This window comes from Aequorivita sp. 609 (assembly GCF_014212065.1).
GTDB lineage: Bacteria > Bacteroidota > Bacteroidia > Flavobacteriales > Flavobacteriaceae > Aequorivita > Aequorivita sinensis.
In genome coordinates, this window is the sequence record NZ_JACJVM010000006.1 from 162,613 (window position 1) to 188,201 (window position 25,589).

Consider the following 25,589-nt stretch of genomic DNA (forward strand, 5'->3'; position numbering starts at 1 on the left):
CTTAATAAAAATGAAAACACTTAAATATATATTCGCATTTCTTTTAATATCAATATCAGTTATAAGTTGTTCTGACGACGATGATAGTACTTCAATAGAGGTTAACCCAGTTGAAGGGTTAAGTAAGATTTATGAAATTTCAGCTGCAAATCACGTTGTTGAAATCTATTCAGAGAAACAAAATCTTGAAATTGGTTATAATGAAATCTCTATTAGAATTAAAGATTTAACAACAGATAAATACATAAATGATGCTGAATTGAGTTGGATGCCAATGATGAATATGACGGATAGAACTCATTCTGCGCCACATAGTATGTTGAATAACGCAGAAGAAAGTACAGTTTACAAAGGTCATATCGTTTTTCAAATGGCAAGCAATGAAACAGAATATTGGGAGCTAAAACTTAATTATAATTTAAATGGTGAATCTGTTGAAGGGGTAACAAGGATTACAGTCTTACAACCAAATGACGGAATGGTAAAAACTCAAGTATTTATGGGGGTAGATGGTGTTAAATATGTTTTGGCATACGTTGGGCCTCAAAATCCTGAAGTAGCTTTAAACGATATGCAAGCTGTTCTCTACAAAATGGAGGACATGATGAATTTTCCTGTTGTTGAAAATTTTAAAATAACAATTGATCCTCGTATGCCTGGAATGGGAAATCACAGTTCGCCAAATAATACAGATTTAACGTACGATTCGGTTAATAACATGTACAACGGAAAACTGTCATTAACGATGACTGGTTATTGGAAAATTAATTTAAAGTTGTTAAACCAAGCTGGTGAAATTTTAAAAGGCGAAGATGTTACTGAAGATAATCCGGAAAGTAGTCTTTACTTTGAATTAGAATTTTGATTCTAATTACAAGAAGATTTAACTATAAATCAATTAGGGAATTATAAAACTTAAAGACTGTAGTGATACAGTCTTTATTTTTTTATATTTGGCACGTGAACTGGAGATGGTATCTTACTGGAATAACAATTGCTCTTGCTTTTTTAGGAATAAGCATAGACAAAGCTACGCTTCCTAATCAGGAAATTGTAGTGCAGTTTGATGCTAATTCCGTTAGCTCTGATGAAGCAAATCACGCCATTTCTGAAATTACTTCGCAACTTAAGAGTATTGGAATTGACGATGTGCAAATATCTAAATTTCAAGATGGCAAATTAACGGTAGCATATTACAGTGCTATTGATGTTGCAGTAGTAAAGAATCTGTTTAACAGTCAAAATAAACTTCAAATTGACGAGACAGATTTCACAAAAAATGATAATCGTACTGAGTTTCCTTATTCGTCTGACTCCAAGATTTACAAGTTGGAGGTAGTTGTAATTCAAAAAGATTTTAATACAGATTCAGGTCTTCAAGGATTACCAGTTGCAACTAAACATTTAAAAGATCAGTACTTAAATCCCATTGTATCATTAAGAGCTTCAGAAATTGAGGTAATTTATAAAACGGGATATGATGCTGTTGCTTTTAAGAATTACCGCAAACTTTCACTTTTAATAGACAATACCTCATACAAAATACCAGAGGTAAGAGCAGGTCCTTTTTCTTAATTTCTACACATTATAGAGTTGAGGTCTACCTGTAGATTTCACTTTTCTGAAAATTTTATGGGTTCTTTACCTTTAAAGTTTACTACAACTTATTTAAACACAATCATATTGTCAGATATATTCGCAAACCATATATTTGCGGCCCTGTTTCGAGACTTCGGAATAGGAGTGTAAAATCTGACCCAAAAAACAAATTATGCAAAACAAAGGATTAGTATCGGTATTTGCCATCCTCTTTGGATTGGTAAGTATTTATCAGCTTTCTTTTACGTTTATTACAAGTAAAGTAGAAGATAGTGCAAAAGAATTTGCAAACAGCAAATTCACTGAGGATCAACCACACGAAAGAAACGTTGCAGAGGCACGTTACCTAGATTCTGTGGCAAACAACCCAGTATTTTTAGGAGTTGATTATAAAACTGCTAAAGAAAAAGAATTGAATAAAGGTCTTGACCTTAAAGGGGGTATTAACGTAATGCTTGAAGTGTCTGTAAAAGATATCTTACAAGGACTTGCAAATAATACTAAAGACGCTGCTTTCAATCAAGCATTAGAAAATGCAAAAGAGCTTCAGAAAACAAGCCAGGACACTTACTTAGAGTCTTTCTTTAAAGCGTTTGAAGCACTTCCAGGTGAAAATAATCTTGCATCGCCAGATATTTTCTTCAACAAAAACCTAGAGGATGTAATTGAGGTTGGAATGACTAACGCTCAAGTAAAGCCTATTATCGAAAAGAAAATTGATGAGTCAATTACTTCAGCTTTTGAGGTTTTAAGAAAGCGTATCGATAAATTTGGTGTTACTCAACCAAACATTCAGCGTATTGGTAAGTCTGCAAGAATTCTTGTTGAACTTCCAGGTGCTAAGGATGTAGATCGTGTAAAAAAATTACTTCAAAGTACAGCTCAACTTGAGTTTTGGGATGTATACAAATTTGAAGAAGTAGCAGGGTTCCTACAAGCTGCAGATTTAAAAGCAGGTGAAATAGAATTGGCTAAATCTAAAACTGTAAATACAGTTGAAACTACACAAGAAGAAACAGATTCTACTGCTACAGAAGAAGATGATGTAAGTAAATTACTAGGTGGGCAAGACGTTAAAGATTCTCTTGTAGATGACGGTAAGTCGAACCCAATTCTTTCAAAGATGGTTTCTTTAGGAAGTCAAGGTAGTCCAATAATAGCGACTTTTAGATTAAAGGATACTTCTGTTGTAAACGGATATTTACGCAACCCTCAAATTAAATCATTACTGCCAAATGAATTGCGTTTTGCAAAATTCGTATGGGGATTACCAGAGGCTAATCCACAATTAGAGGGTGAAGAAACTTCTTCATTATATGTATTAAAAGGAAACAGAAACAATACACCACCTCTTGGCGGAAGTGTAGTTGTTGATGCAAGACAAGAGTTTGACCAAATGAGCCGCGTAGTTGTATCTATGCAAATGAATGGTCAAGGTGCTAAAGTATGGGAGCAAATGACCGGTAATGCATACCAAAACCAAAGTCAGATTGCGATTGTTCTTGATGATATCGTATATTCTGCTCCAGGTGTTACTTCAGGACCAATTGCTGGTGGTCGTAGCCAGATTTCTGGAAACTTTACTGTGCCTCAAGGTCAGGATTTAGCAAACGTACTACGTGCGGGTAAACTTCCTGCTTCTGCAGAAATTGTACAAGGTGAAGTTGTTGGACCAACATTAGGACAAGAGGCAATTAACAGTGGTGTATTATCGTTCTTATTAGCTTTAGGGATAGTGCTTGTTTGGATGATTTTCTACTATGGTAAAGCTGGAATCTTTGCTGATATCGCTTTATTAGTAAACATCCTATTTATATTCGGAATATTAGCAGGTCTTGGTGCCGTACTTACGCTTCCTGGTATTGCGGGTATCGTATTAACAATAGGTATGTCTGTGGATGCTAACGTACTTATATTTGAGCGTATTAAAGAAGAGCTAGCAAAAGGTAAGGCACAAAAAGATGCTATTAGAGATGGTTTCAACAACGCGCTTTCTTCAATTCTAGATGCTAACATTACTACTGGTCTTACCGGTTTAATTCTATTAGTATTTGGTACAGGACCTATTCAAGGGTTTGCTACTACCTTATTAATTGGTATTGCAACAGCATTGTTTACTTCAATATTTATCACAAGATTATTTATTGATAATTATACAAAGAATGGAAAGGATTTACCTTGTTCAACTTCAATTACAAAGAATCTATTTACGAATGTAAATATCGCTTTCTTGAAGAAGCGTAAAATGGCCTATATCTTTTCAGCAATAATGCTTACGATTAGTGCAATCTCACTTTTTACTAATGGACTTAACCAAGGTGTTGATTTTGTTGGTGGACGTACTTATACTGTTCGTTTTGCTAAGGATGTAAATTCTGCTGAAATTCAAGACAACCTTATTGCAACTTTTGGAAGTGCAGAGGCAAAAACCTATGGAGGAGATAACCAGTTAAAGATTACTACTAAATATAAAGTAGAAGAAACTGGTACAGAAGTAGATGATGAAATAGAGCGTATGCTTTTTGAAACTGTGAAAAAAGATATGCCTGCAGATATGACTTTCGAAAAATTCGTGGGTGATCAAGAAGGAAAATCGATTGGAAGAATGGAGTACTATAAAGTAAGTCCAACCATTGCAGACGACATTAAGAGAGACTCTTTCTGGGCTGTATTTGGTTCGTTAATCGTTGTTTTCCTTTATATTTTATTACGCTTTAGAAAATGGCAATTTGGACTTGGTGCGGTAGCTGCAATTTTCCACGATGTGGTAATTGTACTAGGTGTTTTCTCACTTACCTATAAGTTTATGCCATTCAGTATGGAGATTGACCAAGCGTTTATCGCGGCAATCCTTACGGTTGTAGGTTACTCTCTAAACGATACCGTAATTGTGTTTGACCGTATTCGTGAGTTCTTCGGTCAGCATCCAAACTGGAAAATGAATAGAGTAATTGATGTGGCTTTAAATAGTACTTTAGGAAGAACCTTAAATACTTCATTTACTACTCTTATCGTATTGTTGTGTATGTTCTTCTTTGGAGCTGAGTCTATTAGAGGTCTACTGTTTGCAATTATTGTAGGTATCTTTGTAGGTACATACTCTTCATTGTTTATAGCAACTCCAATTATGTATGATACTGTAAAACGTAAAAACATTGAGGATTTACTAGATAGAAAAGAGGAAGAAGAAGCTCCTGCTGTAGAAGCTTAATTCAAATCTCAATAATAAGAAAATAGCCCTTTTCGGATAGAAAAGGGCTATTTTTATTTTAGCAGTTTCGCAAATATTATTTGAAAACGTTATTAATTATAGAGTAGTGATAAGTTTAAAAATAACGTAAGGTAGAAGCTTTAAGTTAATTTCTAGTGTATCGAATTTTATCACCCTTCTCTAATTTCCATTTATCAGAAAGACCTGCATTAACTTCTAATACGTATTGCGCCGGTGATTCTGATGGTAGAGAAGTTTCGTTAAAAGGTTGGGCATTTTTTTGGATGCTAACAATCTCCATATCTGAATTAAAGTATATTATATCAAGAGCAAATTCGGTGTTCTTCATATAAAATGATCGCATTTGCATATTGTCGAATATAAATAACATTCCGTGGTTTTCGTCCATAGAACGGCGATACATTAAACCTGTTTGAGTTTTATAGTCGTCATCAGCTATTTCGATATCTAGTTTTGCGATTACTGAATCGTTTTCTGCTTTTAATAACTCGAGTTCACCTTCTTTTTTAAAAGTAACTTCTTTGGTTAGAATTTTAGTTTCAGTTTTTGGAGCGTCTTTGCAATTGTATAAGGTCAACATAGAACCGACAATTGCAGCAGAGATAAATATTTTTTTCATTTTATTATTATACTTAACTTACACAGATTTTTCTAATCATATGTTTTAACACAACCATCCAAGACTTAAGTTAGGAGGATTTTTATTTGGTTTAATAATTGAGTTTCTGTTATTGTTAGTTATTCTGTAATTGGTTTTTTTGAAGCCTTCCACATAATGAATATACCTGCAAGAATAAATGGAACGCTAAGCCATTGACCAGTTGAAAGAAGTCCTAAAACAGATTCAAAACCACCTTGGCTAGCCTTTACATACTCGGCTAAAAATCGTACCATAAATAGAAGGATTAAAAATACCCCAAAGATGTAACCGGTTTGTTTTCTGCGTTCAGTTTTCCAGTACAAATACCAACATACTAAAAACACAATAACATAGCCTGCAGCTTCATATAGTTGTGCTGGATGACGAAATGGTACCGATTGAAGTATTTCTGCGAATTGAGGGTTATTTGCGATTGCATCATAAGCCTTGTTTACAGGTTGTATTCCAGTTACGCTTACGGCTTCTTGTGGGCTAATGCTTTCATGTAAAAATCGAACACCTAAAGGGAAATCGCCTGAAGGTTTACCAATTATTTCTGAATTGATAAAATTCCCAATTCTTACAAAAACACCTCCTGCTGCAACAGCAATTACTATTCGATCCATTACCCATAAAAAAGGCTTTTTCACAACATTTTTAGTGTAGTAATACATAGCAATTAGAATTGCGATTGCAGCCCCGTGACTTGCTAAACCTTGAAATCCTGTGAATTCAAATTCCGGCACAGTACTAATAGGTAGAAATACTGAAAGCGGATCTTGAACAAATAGTTCTGGTTGGTAAAAAATAACGTGACCTAATCGTGCACCTATTAGTGTAGCTGCAACCATATAGATAAAAAGGCTATCTAGTTTTTCCTGAGCTATACCTTCACGTTCGTATATTTTTTTAGTTAGAATCCAACCAAGCGTAAAAGCTACAACAAACATCAAGCTGTAATAACGTATCATGAAAAAACCAAGGTCAATTCCTTCAGAAGGATTCCAGGTAAAACTTAAGTAATGCATATGGATAATTTTATTGCGTCGCGTAAAGATAACAAAAGCGAAAAAGTAACGCCGAACTAATTTATTTCTTTTTTGGTGGTACGGGATCGTAGCCTGAACCTCCCCAAGGATTACAACTGCCTATTCGTTTTATTGCAAGCCAACTGCCTTTTAACAAACCATGAGTTTGCAATGCTTCAACCGCATAATGTGAACAAGTAGGAGTGTATCTGCAACTTGAAGGTAACAAAGGTGAAATAAAGCCTTGATACCCTTTTATGAGTAAAACAAATGGGTATATAAGGACTTTTTTCATAAAACTTTTTTTGAAGGTTTGGCTCTTAATTCAGTGAAAATGTTGTTCCTTCCTTCCCGTCATTAAGTTGAATTCCCTTTGCAGCAAGCTCATCACGAATTTTATCACTCAGTGCGAAATCTTTATTGGCACGTGCTTCATTTCGTAATTGAATAAGAAGTTCTACGGCTGCAGAAAGTTTTTCACTGTCTTGAGAGTTATCTGAAGTATTATCTTCTAAACCTAAAACTTCAAAAAGAAAGTCGTGCATTGTCTTTTTAAAAAGTTCTAAATCTGCTTTAGAAATAGTCTCTTTTCCTTCCTTTAGAGCGTTTACAAACTTAATGCTTTCAAAGAGGTGGGCAATTAAAATAGGACTGTTAAAGTCGTCATTCATAGCATCATAGCAAGACTTTCTCCAAGCTTCAATATCAATCGTACTTTTATCATTGGAAGATTCTAATTTTAAAAGAATCCTGTGTGCTTCCATTAATCTGTTAAATCCTTTTTCAGAAGCTTCAAGTGCATCACTACTAAAGTCTAATATGCTGCGATAGTGCGCTTGATACATAAAAAACTTTGTAACAGTAGGAGAGAATGGCTTGCTCAATATGTCGTTATCGCCAGTAAACATTTGGTCTGGTAAAATAAAGTTTCCGGTAGATTTGGACATTTTTTTCCCGTTAAGGGTTAGCATGTTGGCATGCATCCAATAATTTACAGGAGATGTGTTGTTGCAAGCTTCAGCTTGTGCAATCTCACATTCGTGGTGAGGGAATTTCAAATCCATCCCACCTCCGTGGATATCAAAATTGTTGCCTAGGTATTTTGTGCTCATTGCGGTACACTCTAGGTGCCAGCCAGGAAATCCATCACTCCAAGGAGATGGCCAACGCATTATGTGTTGCGGCTCAGCTTTTTTCCAAAGAGCAAAATCCTGTGGGTTTTTCTTATCGCTTTGAGCGGCAAGTTCGCGGGTATTGGCTATCATGTCTTCTAGCTTCCTACCGCTTAGTTTTCCGTAATCGTTCGTTTCGTTAAATTTTAATACATCGAAATAAACAGAGCCGTTTCTTTCGTAAGCAAATCCTTCTTTAATAATTTTTTCAACAATATGAATTTGCTCATAAATATGTCCTGTAGCAGTCGGTTCGATACTTGGTGGCAAAGCGTTAAATTTCGCCATTGTAGTATGGAAATCAACCGTGTATTTTTGAACCACTTCCATAGGTTCTAATTGCTCAAGACGTGCTTTCTTTAAAATTGGATCATCGCCGCTTTCACCGTCATTTTCTAAATGTCCTGCATCTGTGATGTTACGCACATAGCGTACTTTATAGCCTAGGTGCTTTAAATATCTAAAAACTAAATCGAAAGAAAGGAAGGTGCGACAATTCCCCAAGTGCACATTGCTGTAAACTGTTGGTCCACAAACGTACATGCCTACTGCACCCTCGTGTATGGGAATGAATTTTTCCTTCTTTTTCGAAATTGAATTGTATATGTGTAAGTCATTCATAATTATAGGGTAGATGACGGATGACAGGTGACCGATTTGGTTACCAAAAATTTAATCGATTTTATTTCTTAGTACAACCATCTTAATTACAAGATGATATATTTTCAATTTAAATTACTTTTTAGTTTTAACCTCTTCAGTTAGGTCTGCAAAAATGTGTAAATTTTAAATTGCTTAGTCTGAGTTCTGCTGATTTGCTTAAATCCTTGAAAATTCTACCTCTTAAAAAACTGATTGGCGTAATATTAGTTAATAGTACATCAGTCAAGAGGTGTCTTGTCAATAATTAGAATTCAGTGTCAAATTTAATATAGTCTAAAAATTCTCTACGAGTCTCAGGGTTTTTAAACGCACCGCCAAACTCACTTGTTACGGTGCTGCTATCGATATCGCGAATACCTCTAGAGTTCACGCATAAATGTTTTGCATCTATAACACAAGCTACGTCTTCAGTTTTTAGAACATTTTGAAGTTCCTTAACTATTTGAATTGTAAGACGCTCTTGAACTTGTGGTCGTTTTGCGTAGTAATCTACAATTCTATTCATTTTTGATAAGCCTACAACTGTACCATTGCTAATATAAGCAATATGTGCTTTCCCTACAATTGGAAGTAAGTGGTGCTCACAAGTAGAATAAAGTGTGATATTTTTCTCTACCAGCATCTCCTGGTATTTATATTTATTGTCAAAAGTTGATGCTTTTGGCTTTCTATCTGGATGTAGTCCGCCAAAAATCTCTTGTACAAACATTTTTGCTACTCGATTTGGGGTGCCTTTTAGGCTGTCATCAGTTAGGTCTAGTCCTAAGGTTTGCATGATGTTGTGTACATCTTTCTTAATGCTCGCAATCTTTTCTATATCGCTAAGTTCGAAGGCATCTGGGCGTAAAGGCGTCTCTGTGGAGCTGCCAATATGATCGTTACCCATTTCTTCTATTTCTCTAAGTTCTTTTTCTATACCCATTTGTATTTTAAAAATAAGTTTTTATTGGGGTTGCAAAGATACACAATAGGTTATTGTATATGAAAAGCGTGTCTTTATATTTTTAATAAAACTCACAAGGTGGTTTCATAAAATTTTCTTAATTTCCCGCCCATTATACCCTAGTAAGATGATAAAGAAAAATTCCCCGTATTTATTAGTATTAATAATCTCCTTTTTATTTTCAGGATTGTCTGCTTTTGCACAAGGCAGTACTTGTGCAACAATCGAGCCATTTTGTGCTGGTGACCAAGCGTTAATTTTCCCAAATTGTAATGATCAAGATCCAAATTGTAATCCTACCGCAGAGGCAGGTCCAGATTACGGATGTTTGTTTACCCAGCCATATCCAGCTTGGTTTTATTTACAAGTAGATCAGGCAGGAAGGTTAGATTTTGAAATCGTCCAGAACACAGCTTTTGATGCAAATGGTGACCCCATAGGCCAGGGATTAGATGTTGATTTTATTGCGTGGGGACCTTTTCAGCAGGGGGATGATCTTTGTGATTATACACAACTTCAAGCTTTTAATGAAATAGCTTGTAGTTATTCAGCTCAACCTATCGAGAATTTTACTATTGCAAATGCCCAACCTGGTGAAATATATGTACTTGTAATAACCAATTATAATAGAAATCCAGGTTTTATAAAATTAGAACAAACCAATGCGGGAAATCCAAATAGTGGTTCAACAGACTGTTCTATTGTAACTACGCAAACAGGATGTGTGGGTGACGAATTTGTTATTGATGCTGAGATACAAGGAGCTAATAACTATTTATGGGAATATGATGATGGAACTGGTTTTGTGACCATATTTAATGGGGATTTTCCAACTATCACAGTTACTGATGGGGGTGATTATAGAGTTACAATAAGTTTTCCTCTTGGAACCGATCAAATTAAAGAATTTGAAATTATTACTAATCCGCAACCAATTATTGCCAACCCTCCTTTGGATCTTTCAATTTGTGATAATGGTTCCACACCTGGTATTTTCGATTTAACTCAGAATAACAACGTTGTTTTGGGAGCTCAAAACCCTAACTTTTTAATTACATATCATTTAAATTTATTACAGGCAGAATCTGGTCTTAATCCAATTAATCCAGCTAATGCTTACCCTATTGTGGGGACAAATCAAACAATATGGGTTCGCATTGAAAATGAAGAAGGAAATTGTTATGCAATTGATACATTTGAATTGACTTACGAAGGTGCTACAGCTACTGCACCAACTTCACCACACTACTTATGTGACCAAGATGAGGATGGCCAAGAAGTGATTAATCTAGAAGCTGTATTCTCAGCAACAATTCTAGATGGTCAGAACCCTTTAAATTATACAGTTACTTATCACAGTACGCAAGGGGAGGCTAATGATGGAACAAATTCTTTACCGCAGCCTTATACAGTGGCAGCAAGTCCTACAACAATATATGCTCGAGTACAAAATAACAACGACAATACTTGTTTTGAAACTACTCAATTCGATATTATTTTGGATGGTCCTCCAACTGTGAATTCTACTCCTGATGCCTTGATAGCTTGTGACCCAGGTAATGATGGGTTTACTTTGTTTACACTTCATGATGCAGATGACGATATTACAGGTGGTGACCCAGCACTTACAGTTACTTATCACTACACTTATTTGGATGCGCAAACCAATGAGGGCGAGTTGATGGACCCTTATGAAAACCGTAACCCTTATAACGACCGTGTATATGCACGAGTAATAAGTGGAAATACAAGTTGCTATAACATTGTTGAGTTGCCATTAGAGGTTCGTGACAGTCCAATTTTAACCGTGCCAACACCTTATCGTATTTGTGATGATGACCAAGATGGATATGCAGTTTTTGATTTAACCTCAAAAGCTTCAGAAATTTTAGGATCATTAGATCCAACTCAATACGATTTATATTATTATGTGAATGAACAGCAGGCAATTGATGCTGGGGAGGTAGCGCTTACTGCTCCTAACTACTCACAAGCAATTGCTACACCAGGAGCTTTCACAAATCAAACAATCAACACTCAGACAATTTATGTTCTCGGCGTAGGAAATGCTACTAACACAACACCTAATAATGGAAGTTTTGGATGTTATGATATTGTAGAGCTTCAATTATTTGTGGATCCAGAGCCTATTGCTATAGAGCCTCAAGATTATCATTTATGTGATGATACGGTAAATGGAAGTACACCAACCGATCAGCTTAGTACATTCGATTTAACGTCAAGAAATTTTGAAATTACTGGGGGGAATACTAACGTAACTGTTACCTGGTACGAAACTGCAGCTGATGAATTGGCAGACAATCCAATTGCAAATCCACAAGCATATCAAAACAGAGCAATTCCACCAGCCCCTAGTAATCCGCAAACTCTAATTGCTCGTGTTTCTAACGGTTTTGGTTGTAAAAAACTAGTTACGCTAACTCTTGTAGTAGATCAATTACCTACACCTGTTGCGCCAACACCTTTAGAAGTATGTGATGATAATAACGATGGTTTTGCAGAATTTGACCTTACCTTAAAAGACGACGAAATAATAGGAGGTGAACCAGGTGTAATAGTTAAGTATTACCCATTGGAAGCACTTGCCCAAGCAGGTGGAGCTGGTGAAATTACTGGTCCATATTTAAATAATGTCCCTTATACTGATACCGTTTGGGCTAGAGTAGAAAATATTTCGTCAGGTTGTTTCGCTGTTGTTGAACTTACACTAATTGTAAACCCATTGCCGAATCAACCTACTTCGGAATTTGGAGATCTTTTTGCGTGTGATGAGGATGGAAGTGGTGAAGCAGTATTTGATCTTACTATAAACACTCCTTTTGTTTATGGAACTCAATCAACGACCGACTTTACTATTTCATATCACACCCTTTTACAAGAAGCCATAGACGGCCAAAATCCTATTTTAACTCCAAATGCTTTTACGAGTTCTGGCCAAACAATATGGGTTCGCTTAGAAAACAATATCACTCTTTGTGCAAGAATCAATGAGTTTGATGTGATTCTAGGTGAATTCCCAATAATTCAAGATCCTGATGCAATGGAGCTTTGTGATGATTTGGAAAGTGGAAGTGATACGGATAGAATTTCAACTTTCAATCTTACAACTAATAACGCATTTATCACAAATGGCGATGCTACATTAACTGTTAAGTATTTTGAAACTTTAGTTGATTTACAAAATGACAATCCAATTCCAAACCCAACAACTTACACTAACCCAGTTGATGGTGGTGGATTTGGAATCACACCTTATACAATTTACGTGGCTGTAGAAGGTCAAACCGGATGTGTGGCAACTACAGAGTTGCTTCTAAAGGTGCTTCCTGTTCCTACAGTTGTAGAGCCTACTCCATTAGAAGTATGTGACGTAGACCACGATGGTTTTGCCGAATTTGATTTGACCCTAAAAAGCGATGAAATTGCAGGAGGGGATCCTTCTATAGTGGTGACTTATCACGAAACTTTAATCGATGCAAATAATGGAACTTTCCCATTGGCGTCTCCATTTCAAAATATTGTTGCTTTTAACCAAACGATTTACGCAAGAGCTTCTTTTGATTTACCACCAAATACAAGTGGATGTTTTAAAGTAGTGCCATTAGATTTAATTGTAAAACCAAGTCCGATAGTACCATTAGATTTACCAGACTTGATAGCTTGTGATCCTGATGGTAATGGTTTTGCGGAATTTGATTTAACGGTGCAAGAACCTTTAATTTATGGCTCACAAGATCCTACGCAACTTGAATTGTCGTACCACACGACTCTTGAAGATGCTCAATCAGGACTGAATCCAATTGGTGTACCCGAAACTTATACAAACGTTACAAACCCACAAGATATTTTTGTTCGTTTGGCTTATATCGATGGATCTGATTGCTATACTGTAGGAAAGTTTACGCTAATTGTATCTAGGGCTGTATCTATAGTAGATCCTACTCCTTTTGAGCTTTGTGAGGATTTAGGTCCTATAAACGATGGGTTTACAACATTTGATTTAACGCTTAAGAACTCTGAAATAACTAATGGTGCTCCAGGAATGGGAGTTAGTTATTTTTTGAATGAAAACGATGCTCAAAATAATACCAGTAAAATTGATCCGGATACTGCATTCGTTAACACTGTAAACCCACAAACTCTATATGTAAGAGTAGAAGATGGTTCAACAGACTGTGTTGCATTTACTACATTATTGTTACGAGTGTTGCCTAATCCAGACTTAGTTGAGCCACAACCTATAAGATTGTGTGATGAGAATATTGTGGTTGGTCCTGGACCTGATGATGAAGTTGAAATATTTGATTTAACTATAAGAGAAGACGAAATTCTTAATGGTGGTGCATGGGATGTTACGTATTACGAAAGTTACGACAATGCATTCAACGGAGTAGATCAAATTCCAAACCCAGAAAGCTATCAAAATATTAGCAATCCACAGACTATATATGTTAAAGGAAGTAATCCTGATAGTTCTTGTTTTGAAATTGTAAAACTTGAATTGATTGTGGATCCTGTACCAGATGATAGTGCTATAGTTTCACCTTATATTATATGTGAAATTAATACAGATGGTGTAGCAGAATTCGATCTAACCACTAAGATTCCAGAAATATTAGGAGAGCAATCAGTTTTTAATTTAATGGTTAGTTTTTATTTGGATGCTACTGATGCTGCCAACGGAATTAATCAAATTGTAAATACGACAGCACATCAAAACAGAGATTTAGCTGGTAACCCAGAGTCTCCACAAACTATTTACACGCGAATTGAAAATTCACTAACGGGTTGTTTTATAGGTGGAAATCAAAGTTTTGAATTAATTGTTCAAGAAGGCGCTATTGCAAACACACCTAATCCACTTATAGTGTGTGACAACTTTGAGGCAAATGATGGCATCGCCGAATTTGATTTAGAAGACCTAACGAATCCTGATGTTGTAACGCTTCGTAATCAAATATTAGCTGGACAAGATCCAAACATTTATTTGATTAGTTATTTTGAAACTTATGAAAATGCTTTAAATAATATAAACGCAATTTCATTCCCTTACTATAACGTAATCAATCCTCAGGTGATTTATGCTAGAGTGACCAATAGCGAAAACCAATACGACCCAAAATGTTTTGAAGTAGTTGAGGTTATTTTAAAAGTACAAGAATTACCTAAAGTAAATTTAGAAGACGAATACAGGTTATGTGTAGATGAGAATGGCAATCCTATTGAAAACGAAGATGGCCAGACTTCTCCTCCATTAATCGACACGGGGCTAAATCCTAATAATTATACCTTCCAATGGATGTTGAATGGTGTTATGATTCCAGGTGAAACTGGAGCTTCTATAATAGCATTAGAAGCAGGTGAGTATAGTGTGATTATAACCGAAATAGCTTCGGGATGTGAAATTACGGCTGTAACAACTGTTGTCCTTTCATCTCCACCTTTAGTTTATAGTGCTGAAGTTATAACGTCCGCTTTTGCTAACCCACATGCCATTGAAGTTTCTGCTGAAGGATTAGGAGAATATGTATATCAACTAGATAATGGGCCTTTCCAAACAAATAATGTTTTCGAGGGAGTATCACCAGGTATACATACTGTTACTATAAGAGATGTAAACGGATGTGGAAGCGTAACTATTGAAGTTGGAGTAGTTGATTATCCATTATATTTTACTCCAAACGAAGATGGCTACCACGATACTTGGAATATTATTGGAATTGGAACTGCAGATCCTACTGCTAAGATTTTCATCTTTGACCGTTACGGAAAACTTCTAAAACAGTTAAGTCCAATTGGAGAAGGTTGGGATGGAACGTTTAACGGAAAACCAATGCCTTCAAGTGATTATTGGTTTAGAGTTGAGTATAAAGAAGATGATATGCCGAAAGTGTTTACAGGACATTTCACCTTAAAACGATAAGTATAATAGAGTAATAAACAAAAAGCCTCCACGTTACGTAATGTGGAGGCTTTTTGCTTTCAAAGAACTATATGTGTTTAGTCTATAAAATGGTTTTGTAATTATAAATTAAAACTCAATGACAATATAAAGTTGTTGTAAACTGAGTTTATTAAAGCGGTATCAGTTAATCCAATAGAATACAATTGTTGGTTTCTTTCTTGTTCTGATCGAGAATATGCAATGTCTGCATTAAATCGTCCAAAATTATAACCTGCACCTAAAGAAAACCCTGTTAAGTCTCCCATAACCTCACTATTTTTATAAGGAGTTTCTTCATAGTGAAACCCTCCTCGTAAGCTTAATTGATTAATACGGTATTCTGCACCAGCATTAAATTTAGAAGCTGCTTTTAAAGTATTTTTAATATTGTTATTCATCATATCAAAATATGGGTCATAATAATTGTTTAAACGGCTAAATTTAATAGAAGAGTAATCTTTATAAGAATAATCAAAGCTTATTAATCCGCTTTGACCAAAAATATAAGCGGCACTTGCAGTAACCTTTGCAGTAGTTTTAAGGTTGTAATCTTCATAAACATTAATTACTCTTGGATCTATATATTCATTAAGCGTTTTTCCTTCAAAAACACGACTGCTTTTAAGAGATTGAGTTGTTTCTTCAGCTATCTGATACCAAGTAGGAGTGTCGAAGCTTAATCCTAATCTAAGATTGTTTGCTACTTTAGCAATACCACCTATTTGAGCAGAGATACCAGAGCCTGTAACCGAAAGGTTGTTCTCAAATCCTACGCTTCTTACAATAGAGCCCGGATTATTATTCTTTTCTAATAGAAATGTACTTTGGTCGTATTCAATAGTGTGGGTGTTTATATTTGCTCCAAAGTATAAGTTATTTGTAACCTGAGTGGCAAAATTAATAGTAAACTTACTATTGTATCCCTGTGAAAGATATGAGTATTCCTGGTTAAATACTCCTCCGGCTATATTTGAAATGTATTCAGTATTTAAGGGATTACCAGGATCTAAAGGGTCAAATAGAAAACCTTGATAGCCTAAAAAAGCATTTTGTGCTGCACTACCTTCAGTTTCACCTAAGTATTGATATAGATCTGTAATTGTTTCTCCAGATCTTAAGTCTAATAGGTTTAAAGGCATTCCTTGCGCTTGTTCTAAAAAGAAATTACCGATAGTGTTATTTCCAGTTCCTGCAATAAAGAGCTGGTTTTCAAAGTTGTTTGACTGATTGTAATTTAATCCAATAGTAAACTTTTTAAAGGAGGATTCTTCATTTGCATTGTTTATCACGAAAATAGCACCTAATTGATTTAGAGAAAAATCAGTTTTAGAAGCCTCTTCTTCATTGTTAAAATAATTGCTGCTATTATTTATGTTGTTGAAAGCCGAAGAAAGTGAAAGGGTAGAAGTTAAAAAAACTGCTCCCGAAGCAGGATTTGAACTGATGGCAGAAAAATCGCCACCCAAGGCACCCATTGAACCACTTAAAGCTGTATATCGAGCTGTTCCAAGGTTTTGGTTGCTGCTATAGCGCAAACCGTCTGATATGTCTTGAGCTTGAGAAGTTGCAAAACAGATGCTTAATGTTATTAATAATGCAATTCTTTTCATTTTGATGATATTGATTAAAATTTTATTAAAAGATAATGCCCAAAATAAGCATTTCGAATAAAGATGAAATGTTTAATGGGCATTGTTAGAATTTTGAAATTGATATTCCGTTATTAAGGATATTCTACGCTAGTGATAAATACTATAATCGATGAGTTTTATATAAACCATAGCGTTTAATGTTATCCTCTTCCGCCGCTACTTCTTGAGCCTCCACTAGAACGAGTGCTGCCACCAGAACTTCTCATAGAACCAGAGCTACTACTTCTTGAAGGAGAAGAGAATGTACTATTTCTTGTAGTGTTGCTATTACTTCTTGTAGGCTGTGAGTAACTACTATTTCTATTGGTACGTGTGTTTCGAATTGTAGGAGTAGCGCTAGGTTTTGTATTTCTGTTGTTTCTAATAACAGGTGTTGACCTAGTGTTGTTTGAACGTGTGTTTCCACTTCTAATAGTGCTGTTGTTTGATGAGCGCGTATTAGAATTCGCGCGAACACTATTTCTATTTATTCTGCGAGTAGTTTCTGATCTGCTATAAGACGAGTTTCTGGTTGAAACATTGTTAGATCGTCCACGAGCTTGTGATCTACTGTAGTCAGTATTTCTTCGTCCGCGATTATATGACACACCATTGTAATAGTGGTTATTGTAATAATAATTGTTGTAATAGTGCGGGTGGTAGTAGCCATATCCATAATACGGGTAACCATATCCGTAACCATATCCATATCCATAATAAGGATAACCCCAACCATAATTTATTCCCCAAAAAGGTGTGTAATAAGAGTGTCCCCAATATCCACCATACCAGTAAGGCCTATGATAAAAGCCATATCCATGTCCGCCATAGTTGTAAATATTTACAGTAATATTTTCTGTGTTGCTTCCCCAAGCGCCATAACCTTCATCTTCGTAATTATCTTCAATAACTATATATCCTTCATCGTCTAAACGCTCTGTAGTAGCGTAGGCTTCGATATCAGTAAAAATAGCGCCCTCTTCAGGCATCTCTGAAATGGATTCAGCTTTGCTTTTGAAGTATTGTTGGTAGTAATTAGCTTTTTCGCTCGATGGGTTGTCGTCGTAGCTTTCAGTGCGGGATTGATTTCCCGATGCATAAATACCATCCGAGTCGTAATAGCCGTTATTGTGAGTTCCACAGGACGATAGTAAAAGGACTAAAGCTCCTGCAAATGCTATCGGGGTGAAACGTTTTATATTGAATTTTTGAGTGAACATATCTTGGGTAATTTAATTGTTGGACATTATAAAAATAAGTAGTTTTGCGGACAATAACTAATCATTTAACATAGGTGCAACTTTTGTGCCAAAACCCGGCCTATGGCAAAGAAATTAACTACACGCGAAGAAGATTACTCGAAATGGTATAACGAACTGGTAATCAAAGCAGACCTAGCTGAAAACTCAGCTGTGAGAGGTTGTATGGTGATTAAACCATACGGATATGCAATTTGGGAGCGTATGCAAGCTGAATTGGATAGAATGTTTAAAGAAACAGGACATCAAAATGCTTACTTCCCTTTATTTATACCAAAATCTTATTTCAGTAAAGAGGCAAGTCACGTTGACGGATTTGCTAAGGAATGTGCAGTTGTTACTCATTATAGATTAAAGAATGCTGAGGATGGAAGCGGAATTGTTGTAGATCCAGATGCTAAACTAGAAGAGGAATTAATCGTACGTCCAACATCGGAAACTATTATTTGGGATACCTATAGAAAGTGGATTCAATCTTATAGAGATTTACCATTATTGATAAACCAATGGGCAAATGTGGTGCGATGGGAAATGCGTACACGTTTGTTTTTACGTACTGCCGAGTTTTTATGGCAAGAAGGGCATACTGCTCACGCCACTAAAAAAGAAGCTATAGCAGAAGCAGAACAAATGATGAATGTATATTCGGATTTTGCTGAAAACTTTATGGCTATACCAGTAGTAAAAGGAACTAAAACTGAAAGTGAACGCTTTGCTGGTGCTTTAGAAACTTATTGTATTGAAGCTTTAATGCAAGATGGGAAGGCGCTTCAAGCGGGAACATCTCACTTTTTAGGTCAGAATTTTGCTAAGGCTTTTGATGTGAAATTTGCCGCAAAAGATGGTGCGTTAGATTACGTATGGGCTACATCTTGGGGTGTGTCTACACGTTTAATGGGGGCTTTAGTTATGACACATAGTGATGACAACGGATTGGTGTTGCCTCCAAATTTGGCTCCAGATCAAGTTGTAATCGTTCCTATTTATAGAAAAGATGAAGAATTTGAAGCAGTAAACGAAGTTGCTTTAGAATTAATGAAGAAACTTAGGTCGCAAGGTATTAGAGTAAAATACGATAACCGCGATACTCAAAAGCCAGGTTGGAAGTTTAATGAATACGAATTAAAAGGAGTTCCTGTGCGTATTGCAATTGGTCCTAGAGATGTTGAAAAGGGTACTGTAGAATTGGCAAGGAGAGATACGCTAACAAAAGAATTCATCTCTAATGAAAATGTAGTTGAAAAGGTGAAGTCTTTAATGGATGAAATTCAAAAAAATCTTTTTGATAAAGCTGTTGCATACAGAACAGAGAATACAACCGAGGTGTCATCATATGGAGAGTTTAAAGAGGTTTTAGAGACCAAAGGAGGTTTTATACTAGCCCACTGGGATAGAACTATAGAAACTGAAGAGAAAATTAAGAACGAAACAAAAGCTACAATTAGATGTATTCCTTTAGATGGTGAGAAGGTAGCGGGAACTTGTATGGTTACAGGTAAACCATCGACTGGAAAAGTGCTTTTTGCAAAAGCATATTAATTTTTTCAAAAAATTTTTCAAAACATTTTGGAGTATTGAAAAAAAGGTATATTTTTGCACCCGCATTTGAAAATATAATGCACGATTAAACCGGTTATTTTAGACAATTAGTTTTGTTTTCGAACAGGGGAGATTGATTAAAAAAGTTCTTTTTCATAATCCTGATTAAAATTTTAAAAATTTTTTAAAAAGGATTTGGAACATTAAAAAAAAGGTGTATTTTTGCACCCGCATTAAACAATGTAATGGTCCGTTCGTCTAGGGGTTAGGACGCCAGGTTTTCATCCTGGTAACAGGGGTTCGATTCCCCTACGGACTACAAAAATTTAGAATTAAATAAAAATACAATGGCAAATCACAAGTCAGCATTAAAGAGAATTAGAAGCAACGAGGCTAAACGCTTGCGTAACCGTTATCAGCATAAAACTGCTCGTAATGCCATGAAGAGATTTCAAGAGCTTTCTGATAAGTCGGAAGCTGAGAAAATGTTCCCTTCAATTGTTTCTATGATCGACAAATTGGCTAAGAAGAATATTATTCATTCGAATAAAGCTTCTAACTTGAAGTCGAATATGGCTAAGCATGTAGCTGCGCTTTAATTCTAGATTAATTAAAATTTTTAAAACCCTTTCAGGAAACTGAAAGGGTTTTTTTATAGAATAACTTTTCGGTTTTATTGAGCTATTAAAAATAAAACCTCTGTTTTATGTATGCTATTCATATAAATCTATTTTTAAATTATCTAAATACACAGATGTCTGGGCTGTACTCTTTAAATAAAAATGTATTTTAAGAGCTTGAACTTCCTCTGTCAAACAAATAGCCGTTGCCTTAAAGTCTTCGTATAAGATTAAATTTGTAGAATTTTCTGTGGTTAAATTATAATATCTTCCAAAGCGCAAAGGAATTCCCGGGCTTGGATATTCTATAAAATCTATTACTAAACCGAAATAACCCTCTGTCAAATTATCCACAATAATATCTGCACTCACTACTACATTTGAACAATTGCTAAAGTTGGTTATATCATAATACTTATACCAATATCCTACAGCATCAGGATTATTACTTCCAGTGTTTGATATTCCAAGGGCATAAGGGGGAGAGGTTGCATGATTTTCATCAATAAAAAAAGTATATGAATTGTTAGTGCTATACTCTGTATCAGATTCCCATCCATCTATAGAATTATCAAAAGTATCAATCTCCAAGGTTTCACTGTAATATTTTTCACCAGCCCAATCTGGTTCCGTCGTAATACCAGAAGCAAGTTGGTTTAAATAATATGTTTTTTGATCACTTTGATATTTGTTATAAACTCTGTAATTATCGGCAACTTCTGAAGAACACATAATTGAGGTGGGTGAGCCGTTTGGGAATAAAGAGTAGGTATGGCCCTTGCTCATTAGTGCATGACCTAATTCATGGTAGATCAAGTTTTCGTGCTCTGTGTGGTTTTTTGATAACCAGCATCCATTGTTTTTAATTACCTCTACAGTAGCTATCCCATTTAAATTTGGGTAACCATATGCACAAAATTGAGTGCTATTGGGAGCAGAAAGCTCATTTACAAAAATTGCAGATAGCGGCCTATTCCTATAGTTTATGCCACGTTCTTCCATTTCGACATAAAAACTCTCTACGAAGGGTTTTAGTTCAGGCTCTATAAATGCTACAGGGTTTTGATTGGTGGAGGTAGAAGAAGATAGTCCTGTATCATCCTTATTACAGGATAATATTAGCATTGCTATTAAAGAATAATATAGAATTCGATAGCCAATCATTTTAGCTAAATTGATTCTATAAGGTATTGAAGATAAGTTGTATATGCAAAAATAAAATGATTAAACTTATCTAATTAAGCAATTAATTTTTTTTAACTGAATTCGGTACTAAATGTTGGTATTCGCCATCATTTCGCATAATATCTCTTACTATTGTAGATGAGATATTAGAAACCTCAGGAGAGCAGATTAAAAATATAGTTTCAACATTCGCCATTTGGTAATTGGTTTGAGCTATTGGCTGCTCGTAATTTAAATCGGTAGTATTTCGCAAACCACGAACAATAAATTGAGCACCCTTCTCTATACAGTATTTAGCTGTTAAACCAGAGTAACTTTCAACGCTTACCTTTTCTTCATATTTAAAGATGTCTTCAATAAACTTCAAGCGTTCTTCCAAAGTAAACATTGTTTTTTTATCGGCATTAACACCAATAGCAATAATTATTTCATCAAATAGGGGTAGTGCACGATTAATAATGTCTAAGTGTCCAAGTGTAATAGGGTCGAAAGTTCCAGGAAATACTGCACGTCTCATTCTTTTGTATTTTAATTTTAGGTTATTGAATTACTAAGTTAATGAGTTAAAGAAAAACTAGCTATAATTTTATAGAAACTTTGTATATAAGATTACTAATGCGGCAATTACTGTTGCCATAACAACTCCTCTTGCTCTATAAACTTGGTTTTTCTTAAGGTAAATAAAGAAAACTATTAAATTTAAAACGGCTCCTAAGGCTATTAAACTACCTAGAAAATCATTGGCTAATGCAGCTTTGATTGTATCTTCAATTTCTAAATCAGAAAAAAAGAAGATATATAGATAGGTTCCTGCAACATTTGCCAGTAAGCCTATTATTAGTCCTATTAAAATTTCTTTTACGTGTGGTTTCATTCGTTGTGTATAAATATTATAACAATTGTATTATCACTAATTATCTAGTGTTTTACATCCAATAAATCTTACTGTAAATCCCAAGAATTAATTACCTTAATAGCATGGTGGGCTGTTAAATCGTATTGAACCGGTACAATTGAAACATACCCATTTTCTAAAGCCCATTCATCTGTATCTTGTCCCTTATCTTGATTAACAAATTCACCAGAAAGCCAATAGTAATCCCTCCCTAGGGGATTAGTCCGTTTGTCGAATTTTTCTTGCCAATAGGCATTTGCTTGGCGGCAAACTTTCATCCCTTTTATTTCAGAAGAATTAAGCTTTGGGATATTAACATTTAAAACCACTCCATTAGGAAGTCCGTTTTTAAGCGTTTGTTCAGCAATGGCTTTTACAATTTTTTTTGAGGCTTCAAAATTTGCTTCTAACGAATAATCTAAAAGAGAAAAACCAATAGACGGAATTCCGGTAGTTCCAGCTTCAACCGCTGCGCTCATAGTGCCACTGTATATAACATTGATAGACGAATTGCTTCCGTGGTTAATACCACTAACGCATAAATCAGGTTTTCGATCTAAAATTTCATTTACTGCAATTTTTACACAGTCTACAGGAGTACCGCTACAGCTATACTCTTCTTGTGGCTCGTCTTTATTTATATTTATACGATTACAGTACAAAGCGTCGTTTATGGTAATAGCGTGTCCCATTCCACTTTGTGGAGAATCTGGTGCAACCACACAAACGTCCCCTAATGTGTTCATAACCTCAATTAATGCTCTTATGCCAGGAGCGTTAATTCCGTCGTCATTGGTTACTAAAATAAGTGGTCTTTTGTTTGTCATTCATTAAAATTTTGAAGACACAAAAGTACATTTATTAAATTTGAAATAAGAATCCTTGTTTCTCAATCAATAATGGCTGTTTAACAAAATATTAGTAGCAAAATAGTTTAATGGCACGGTTTTTTGTATAATTTAGACACTCTTAAATCAACACCCTTACTATGCGGATAATGAAGAAGAATTTTAAAGTTTTATTTTTGGCAGTTTTTGTTTCTGTAGCTTCTTGCAGTTTCACAACTAAAGAATTTGAAAACCCGGATAAAGATAAATTATTACTCGATCTTATAACTTATGTTCTTGAAAAAGGACACTATGACCCAAAGGCTATCGACGATGCTTTTTCGGCTGATGTTTTTGAAAATTTCATTAAAGGCCTTGATCCTTTAAAAAGATACTTTTTAGCTTCAGATATTGAAGAGTTTAGTAAGTACAAAACTGAAATTGACGACCAAATAAAGAATAAAGATTTATCTTTTTTCAATTTAGTATATAATCGCTTCCAAGAACGAATGGAAGATGTGAAGAAAATCTACCCTGAAGTTTTAGACAAGCCCTTCAATTTTGAGGAAAAAGAAACTATTAATGTAGATTACGATAATATCGAATATGCTACGTCAACCAAAGCTTTAAAGGCTCGTTGGGAACAGCAATTAAAGTTTACAACACTTTCTAGCTATTACGACTATGTTGAAGAGCAAAAAACTAAACAAAAAGCTTTAGATAAAACCGATAACGATGATAATGCTGAAGTGGAAGATAATGATGACGAAAATGAAGAAGAATCGAGTGAAACCTCTGAAGAGCCATTCGAACCAAAATCTATGGCTGAGCTAGAGCAAAAGGCTCGAGAAACTGCAAAGACATCATTAGATGAATATTTCGATTTCACAAAAGATCTTGTGCGTAAAGATTATTTTGCAATTTATCTAAATACTATTGTTGAAGAGTTTGACCCACATAGCAACTATTTCGCACCGCCAGATAAGGATCGTTTCGACCTTCAAATGTCTGGAAAACTAGAAGGAATTGGGGCTAGACTTCAAAAGAAAAACGATTACATAACGGTAATTGAGGTAATAAGTGGAGGACCAGCTTGGAGAAGTGAACAAATTGAAGTTGGTGATGCTATCCTTAAAGTAAAGCAAGAAGGAGAAAATGAATCGGTAAGCATAGTTGGTATGCGTATAGATGATGCTGTAAAACTAATTAAAGGTCCAAAAGGAACTAAAGTTACACTTACAGTAAAGAATGTTGATGGAACTATTTCAGATAAAGTTATTACTCGCGATGTAGTTGAACTTGAAGAAACGTATGCTAAATCTTCATATATAGAAAATAACGGTCGCAAATTCGGACTTATAAATTTACCTCAGTTTTATTTCGACATGGAGAACTATAAAGAGCGCAATGCTGCCTCCGATGTTAAAAAAGAAATTCTACGTTTAAAAGAACAAGGAATGGAAGGACTTGTGTTAGACCTTCGAAATAACGGTGGTGGATCACTGAGAACTGCTGTGGATATTGCTGGGTTATTTATTAAGAAAGGACCAATTGTTCAGGTTTCTTCAGCAGGTAAAAAAGAGGTTTTAGAAGATGAAAGCAACGAAATTGTATGGGACGGTCCTTTAGTAATTTTAGTAAATGAACTCTCTGCATCAGCCTCAGAAATTTTAGCTGCTGCTATGCAGGATTATAAAAGAGCTATTGTAATTGGTAGCAAACAAACATACGGAAAAGGTACTGTGCAAAATGTTGTAGATTTAAACCAATGGGTCAGAAACAATGATATAGGAGACTTAGGAGCTATAAAAATTACATCACAAAAATTCTACCGAGTTAATGGTGGTTCAACACAATTAGAAGGTGTAAATAGTGATGTTGTTATGCCAGATCGTTACAGTTATATCGATATAGGGGAGCGTGATTACCCAAACCCACTACCTTATGATAAAATTGATGCGGCTAAGTATGATATTTGGGATGGCTATATTGGTTTTCAAGAAACCATTGATAACAGTAAAGCTAGAATGGCTAAAAATGAGCAGTTGCAACTAATAGATGAAAATGCGAAGTGGATTAAAGAGCGCAGAGATGAAAAGGAAGTGAATCTTAACTTTAATGATTATACTGCCGAAATTGAAAAACGTAAAGAAATAAGTAAACGTTTTGAGGCAATTGATAAGTATGACAATAAGCTAACTTTTAAATCTTTGCCTTATGAAGTTGAATTGATGAAACAAGATACAACGCTTTCAGAAAAACGTAAGAGATGGCATAAAAGCTTAAGTAAAGATATTTATGTTGAAGAAGCTATCCACGTGTTAGAAGACTTAAAACTTAATAATATAAAAGCTAAAAAAGTAGCGGATATTAAAAACTAGTACTTTCGAG

At 35.1% G+C, this 25,589-nt stretch carries 18 protein-coding genes and 1 tRNA gene; 8 read left to right on the forward strand and 11 right to left on the reverse strand.

The window, feature by feature from the left end; all coding sequences use genetic code 11:
* Positions 1 to 10 precede the first annotated feature (10 nt).
* The 3 genes from H4O20_RS04155 to secDF all read left to right on the forward strand — a co-directional run bounded on the left by H4O20_RS04155 (position 11) and on the right by secDF (position 4,810).
* Positions 11 to 865 (forward strand): hypothetical protein, encoded by an 855-nt coding sequence (locus tag H4O20_RS04155; protein ID WP_185098369.1) that lies wholly within the window; start codon positions 11 to 13, stop codon positions 863 to 865.
* A 62-nt stretch (positions 866 to 927) separates the two neighbouring features.
* Complete coding sequence (locus H4O20_RS04160) at positions 928 to 1,575, forward strand: hypothetical protein (RefSeq protein ID WP_185098370.1); 648 nt, start codon at positions 928 to 930, stop codon at positions 1,573 to 1,575.
* 196 nt (positions 1,576 to 1,771) lie between these two features.
* Positions 1,772 to 4,810, forward strand: a complete 3,039-nt coding sequence (secDF, locus tag H4O20_RS04165; protein ID WP_185098371.1) for a protein translocase subunit SecDF — start codon at positions 1,772 to 1,774, stop codon at positions 4,808 to 4,810.
* Positions 4,811 to 4,955: 145 nt separating this feature from the next.
* On the opposite strand, the gene H4O20_RS04170 is transcribed toward secDF, so the two are convergent.
* The 5 genes from H4O20_RS04170 to folE form a co-directional block, all read right to left on the reverse strand.
* The gene (locus tag H4O20_RS04170; protein WP_139855316.1) at positions 4,956 to 5,450 is read right to left on the reverse strand and encodes a DUF192 domain-containing protein; all 495 of its coding nucleotides are present in this window, start codon (positions 5,448 to 5,450) and stop codon (positions 4,956 to 4,958) included.
* Between the two features lie 119 nt (positions 5,451 to 5,569).
* Positions 5,570 to 6,499, reverse strand: coding sequence for a prolipoprotein diacylglyceryl transferase (gene lgt / locus H4O20_RS04175; RefSeq protein WP_185098372.1), 930 nt, complete (start codon positions 6,497 to 6,499; stop codon positions 5,570 to 5,572).
* A gap of 61 nt (positions 6,500 to 6,560) precedes the next feature.
* Positions 6,561 to 6,794, reverse strand: a complete 234-nt coding sequence (yidD, locus tag H4O20_RS04180; protein WP_139855312.1) for a membrane protein insertion efficiency factor YidD — start codon at positions 6,792 to 6,794, stop codon at positions 6,561 to 6,563.
* A gap of 25 nt (positions 6,795 to 6,819) precedes the next feature.
* On the reverse strand, positions 6,820 to 8,292 hold the full coding sequence (gene cysS / locus H4O20_RS04185; protein WP_185098373.1) for a cysteine--tRNA ligase: 1,473 nt from the start codon (positions 8,290 to 8,292) through the stop codon (positions 6,820 to 6,822).
* 286 nt (positions 8,293 to 8,578) lie between these two features.
* Positions 8,579 to 9,256: a GTP cyclohydrolase I FolE gene (folE, locus tag H4O20_RS04190; protein WP_139855308.1), complete on the reverse strand. Its 678-nt coding sequence runs from the start codon at positions 9,254 to 9,256 to the stop codon at positions 8,579 to 8,581.
* A 148-nt stretch (positions 9,257 to 9,404) separates the two neighbouring features.
* Here folE and H4O20_RS04195 point away from each other — a divergent pair, with 148 nt between their 5' ends.
* A complete protein-coding gene (locus H4O20_RS04195) occupies positions 9,405 to 15,221 on the forward strand; it encodes a T9SS type B sorting domain-containing protein (RefSeq protein ID WP_185098374.1) in 5,817 nt (1,938 codons plus the stop codon).
* A gap of 101 nt (positions 15,222 to 15,322) precedes the next feature.
* Here the strand turns inward: H4O20_RS04195 and H4O20_RS04200 are convergent, their stop codons facing one another.
* Positions 15,323 to 16,852 (reverse strand): OmpP1/FadL family transporter, encoded by a 1,530-nt coding sequence (locus tag H4O20_RS04200; protein ID WP_185098375.1) that lies wholly within the window; start codon positions 16,850 to 16,852, stop codon positions 15,323 to 15,325.
* A gap of 182 nt (positions 16,853 to 17,034) precedes the next feature.
* Complete coding sequence (locus H4O20_RS04205; protein WP_185098376.1) at positions 17,035 to 18,093, reverse strand: hypothetical protein; 1,059 nt, start codon at positions 18,091 to 18,093, stop codon at positions 17,035 to 17,037.
* Between the two features lie 102 nt (positions 18,094 to 18,195).
* Here H4O20_RS04205 and proS point away from each other — a divergent pair, with 102 nt between their 5' ends.
* From proS to rpsT, 3 genes are all read left to right on the forward strand, one after another.
* Positions 18,196 to 19,671 carry a proline--tRNA ligase gene (proS, locus tag H4O20_RS04210; RefSeq protein ID WP_185098377.1) on the forward strand — a complete coding sequence of 492 codons (1,476 nt, stop codon included), beginning with the start codon at positions 18,196 to 18,198 and terminating at the stop codon, positions 19,669 to 19,671.
* A gap of 247 nt (positions 19,672 to 19,918) precedes the next feature.
* A tRNA-Glu gene (locus H4O20_RS04215) sits at positions 19,919 to 19,990 on the forward strand.
* A gap of 28 nt (positions 19,991 to 20,018) precedes the next feature.
* Positions 20,019 to 20,270, forward strand: a complete 252-nt coding sequence (rpsT, locus tag H4O20_RS04220) for a 30S ribosomal protein S20 (RefSeq protein WP_139855298.1) — start codon at positions 20,019 to 20,021, stop codon at positions 20,268 to 20,270.
* A 114-nt stretch (positions 20,271 to 20,384) separates the two neighbouring features.
* Here the strand turns inward: rpsT and H4O20_RS04225 are convergent, their stop codons facing one another.
* The 4 genes from H4O20_RS04225 to surE form a co-directional block, all read right to left on the reverse strand.
* Positions 20,385 to 21,455 carry a hypothetical protein gene (locus H4O20_RS04225; RefSeq protein WP_185098378.1) on the reverse strand — a complete coding sequence of 357 codons (1,071 nt, stop codon included), beginning with the start codon at positions 21,453 to 21,455 and terminating at the stop codon, positions 20,385 to 20,387.
* Positions 21,456 to 21,537: 82 nt separating this feature from the next.
* Complete coding sequence (gene coaD / locus H4O20_RS04230) at positions 21,538 to 21,993, reverse strand: pantetheine-phosphate adenylyltransferase (RefSeq protein ID WP_139855745.1); 456 nt, start codon at positions 21,991 to 21,993, stop codon at positions 21,538 to 21,540.
* A gap of 69 nt (positions 21,994 to 22,062) precedes the next feature.
* On the reverse strand, positions 22,063 to 22,350 hold the full coding sequence (locus H4O20_RS04235) for a hypothetical protein (RefSeq protein ID WP_139855746.1): 288 nt from the start codon (positions 22,348 to 22,350) through the stop codon (positions 22,063 to 22,065).
* 68 nt (positions 22,351 to 22,418) lie between these two features.
* Positions 22,419 to 23,198 (reverse strand): 5'/3'-nucleotidase SurE, encoded by a 780-nt coding sequence (gene surE / locus H4O20_RS04240; RefSeq protein WP_185098379.1) that lies wholly within the window; start codon positions 23,196 to 23,198, stop codon positions 22,419 to 22,421.
* A gap of 170 nt (positions 23,199 to 23,368) precedes the next feature.
* Here surE and H4O20_RS04245 point away from each other — a divergent pair, with 170 nt between their 5' ends.
* Positions 23,369 to 25,579, forward strand: coding sequence for a carboxy terminal-processing peptidase (locus tag H4O20_RS04245; RefSeq protein ID WP_185098380.1), 2,211 nt, complete (start codon positions 23,369 to 23,371; stop codon positions 25,577 to 25,579).
* The last annotated feature ends 10 nt before the right edge of the window (positions 25,580 to 25,589 follow it).

Excerpts from the sequence above, each read along its gene's own strand:
- cysS (WP_185098373.1), bottom strand. The coding sequence starts at position 8,292 with ATGAATGACTTACACATATACAATTCAATTTCGAAAAAGAAGGAAAAA.
- secDF (WP_185098371.1), top strand. The coding sequence starts at position 1,772 with ATGCAAAACAAAGGATTAGTATCGGTATTTGCCATCCTCTTTGGATTG.
- proS (WP_185098377.1), top strand. The coding sequence starts at position 18,196 with ATGGCAAAGAAATTAACTACACGCGAAGAAGATTACTCGAAATGGTAT.
- yidD (WP_139855312.1), bottom strand. The coding sequence starts at position 6,794 with ATGAAAAAAGTCCTTATATACCCATTTGTTTTACTCATAAAAGGGTAT.
- H4O20_RS04235 (WP_139855746.1), bottom strand. The coding sequence starts at position 22,350 with ATGAAACCACACGTAAAAGAAATTTTAATAGGACTAATAATAGGCTTA.
- rpsT (WP_139855298.1), top strand. The coding sequence starts at position 20,019 with ATGGCAAATCACAAGTCAGCATTAAAGAGAATTAGAAGCAACGAGGCT.
- H4O20_RS04245 (WP_185098380.1), top strand. The coding sequence starts at position 23,369 with ATGAAGAAGAATTTTAAAGTTTTATTTTTGGCAGTTTTTGTTTCTGTA.
- H4O20_RS04225 (WP_185098378.1), bottom strand. The coding sequence starts at position 21,455 with ATGATTGGCTATCGAATTCTATATTATTCTTTAATAGCAATGCTAATA.
- surE (WP_185098379.1), bottom strand. The coding sequence starts at position 23,198 with ATGACAAACAAAAGACCACTTATTTTAGTAACCAATGACGACGGAATT.
- H4O20_RS04200 (WP_185098375.1), bottom strand. The coding sequence starts at position 16,852 with ATGAAAAGAATTGCATTATTAATAACATTAAGCATCTGTTTTGCAACT.
- H4O20_RS04170 (WP_139855316.1), bottom strand. The coding sequence starts at position 5,450 with ATGAAAAAAATATTTATCTCTGCTGCAATTGTCGGTTCTATGTTGACC.
- H4O20_RS04155 (WP_185098369.1), top strand. The coding sequence starts at position 11 with ATGAAAACACTTAAATATATATTCGCATTTCTTTTAATATCAATATCA.
- H4O20_RS04195 (WP_185098374.1), top strand. The coding sequence starts at position 9,405 with ATGATAAAGAAAAATTCCCCGTATTTATTAGTATTAATAATCTCCTTT.
- folE (WP_139855308.1), bottom strand. The coding sequence starts at position 9,256 with ATGGGTATAGAAAAAGAACTTAGAGAAATAGAAGAAATGGGTAACGAT.
- lgt (WP_185098372.1), bottom strand. The coding sequence starts at position 6,499 with ATGCATTACTTAAGTTTTACCTGGAATCCTTCTGAAGGAATTGACCTT.
- coaD (WP_139855745.1), bottom strand. The coding sequence starts at position 21,993 with ATGAGACGTGCAGTATTTCCTGGAACTTTCGACCCTATTACACTTGGA.
- H4O20_RS04205 (WP_185098376.1), bottom strand. The coding sequence starts at position 18,093 with ATGTTCACTCAAAAATTCAATATAAAACGTTTCACCCCGATAGCATTT.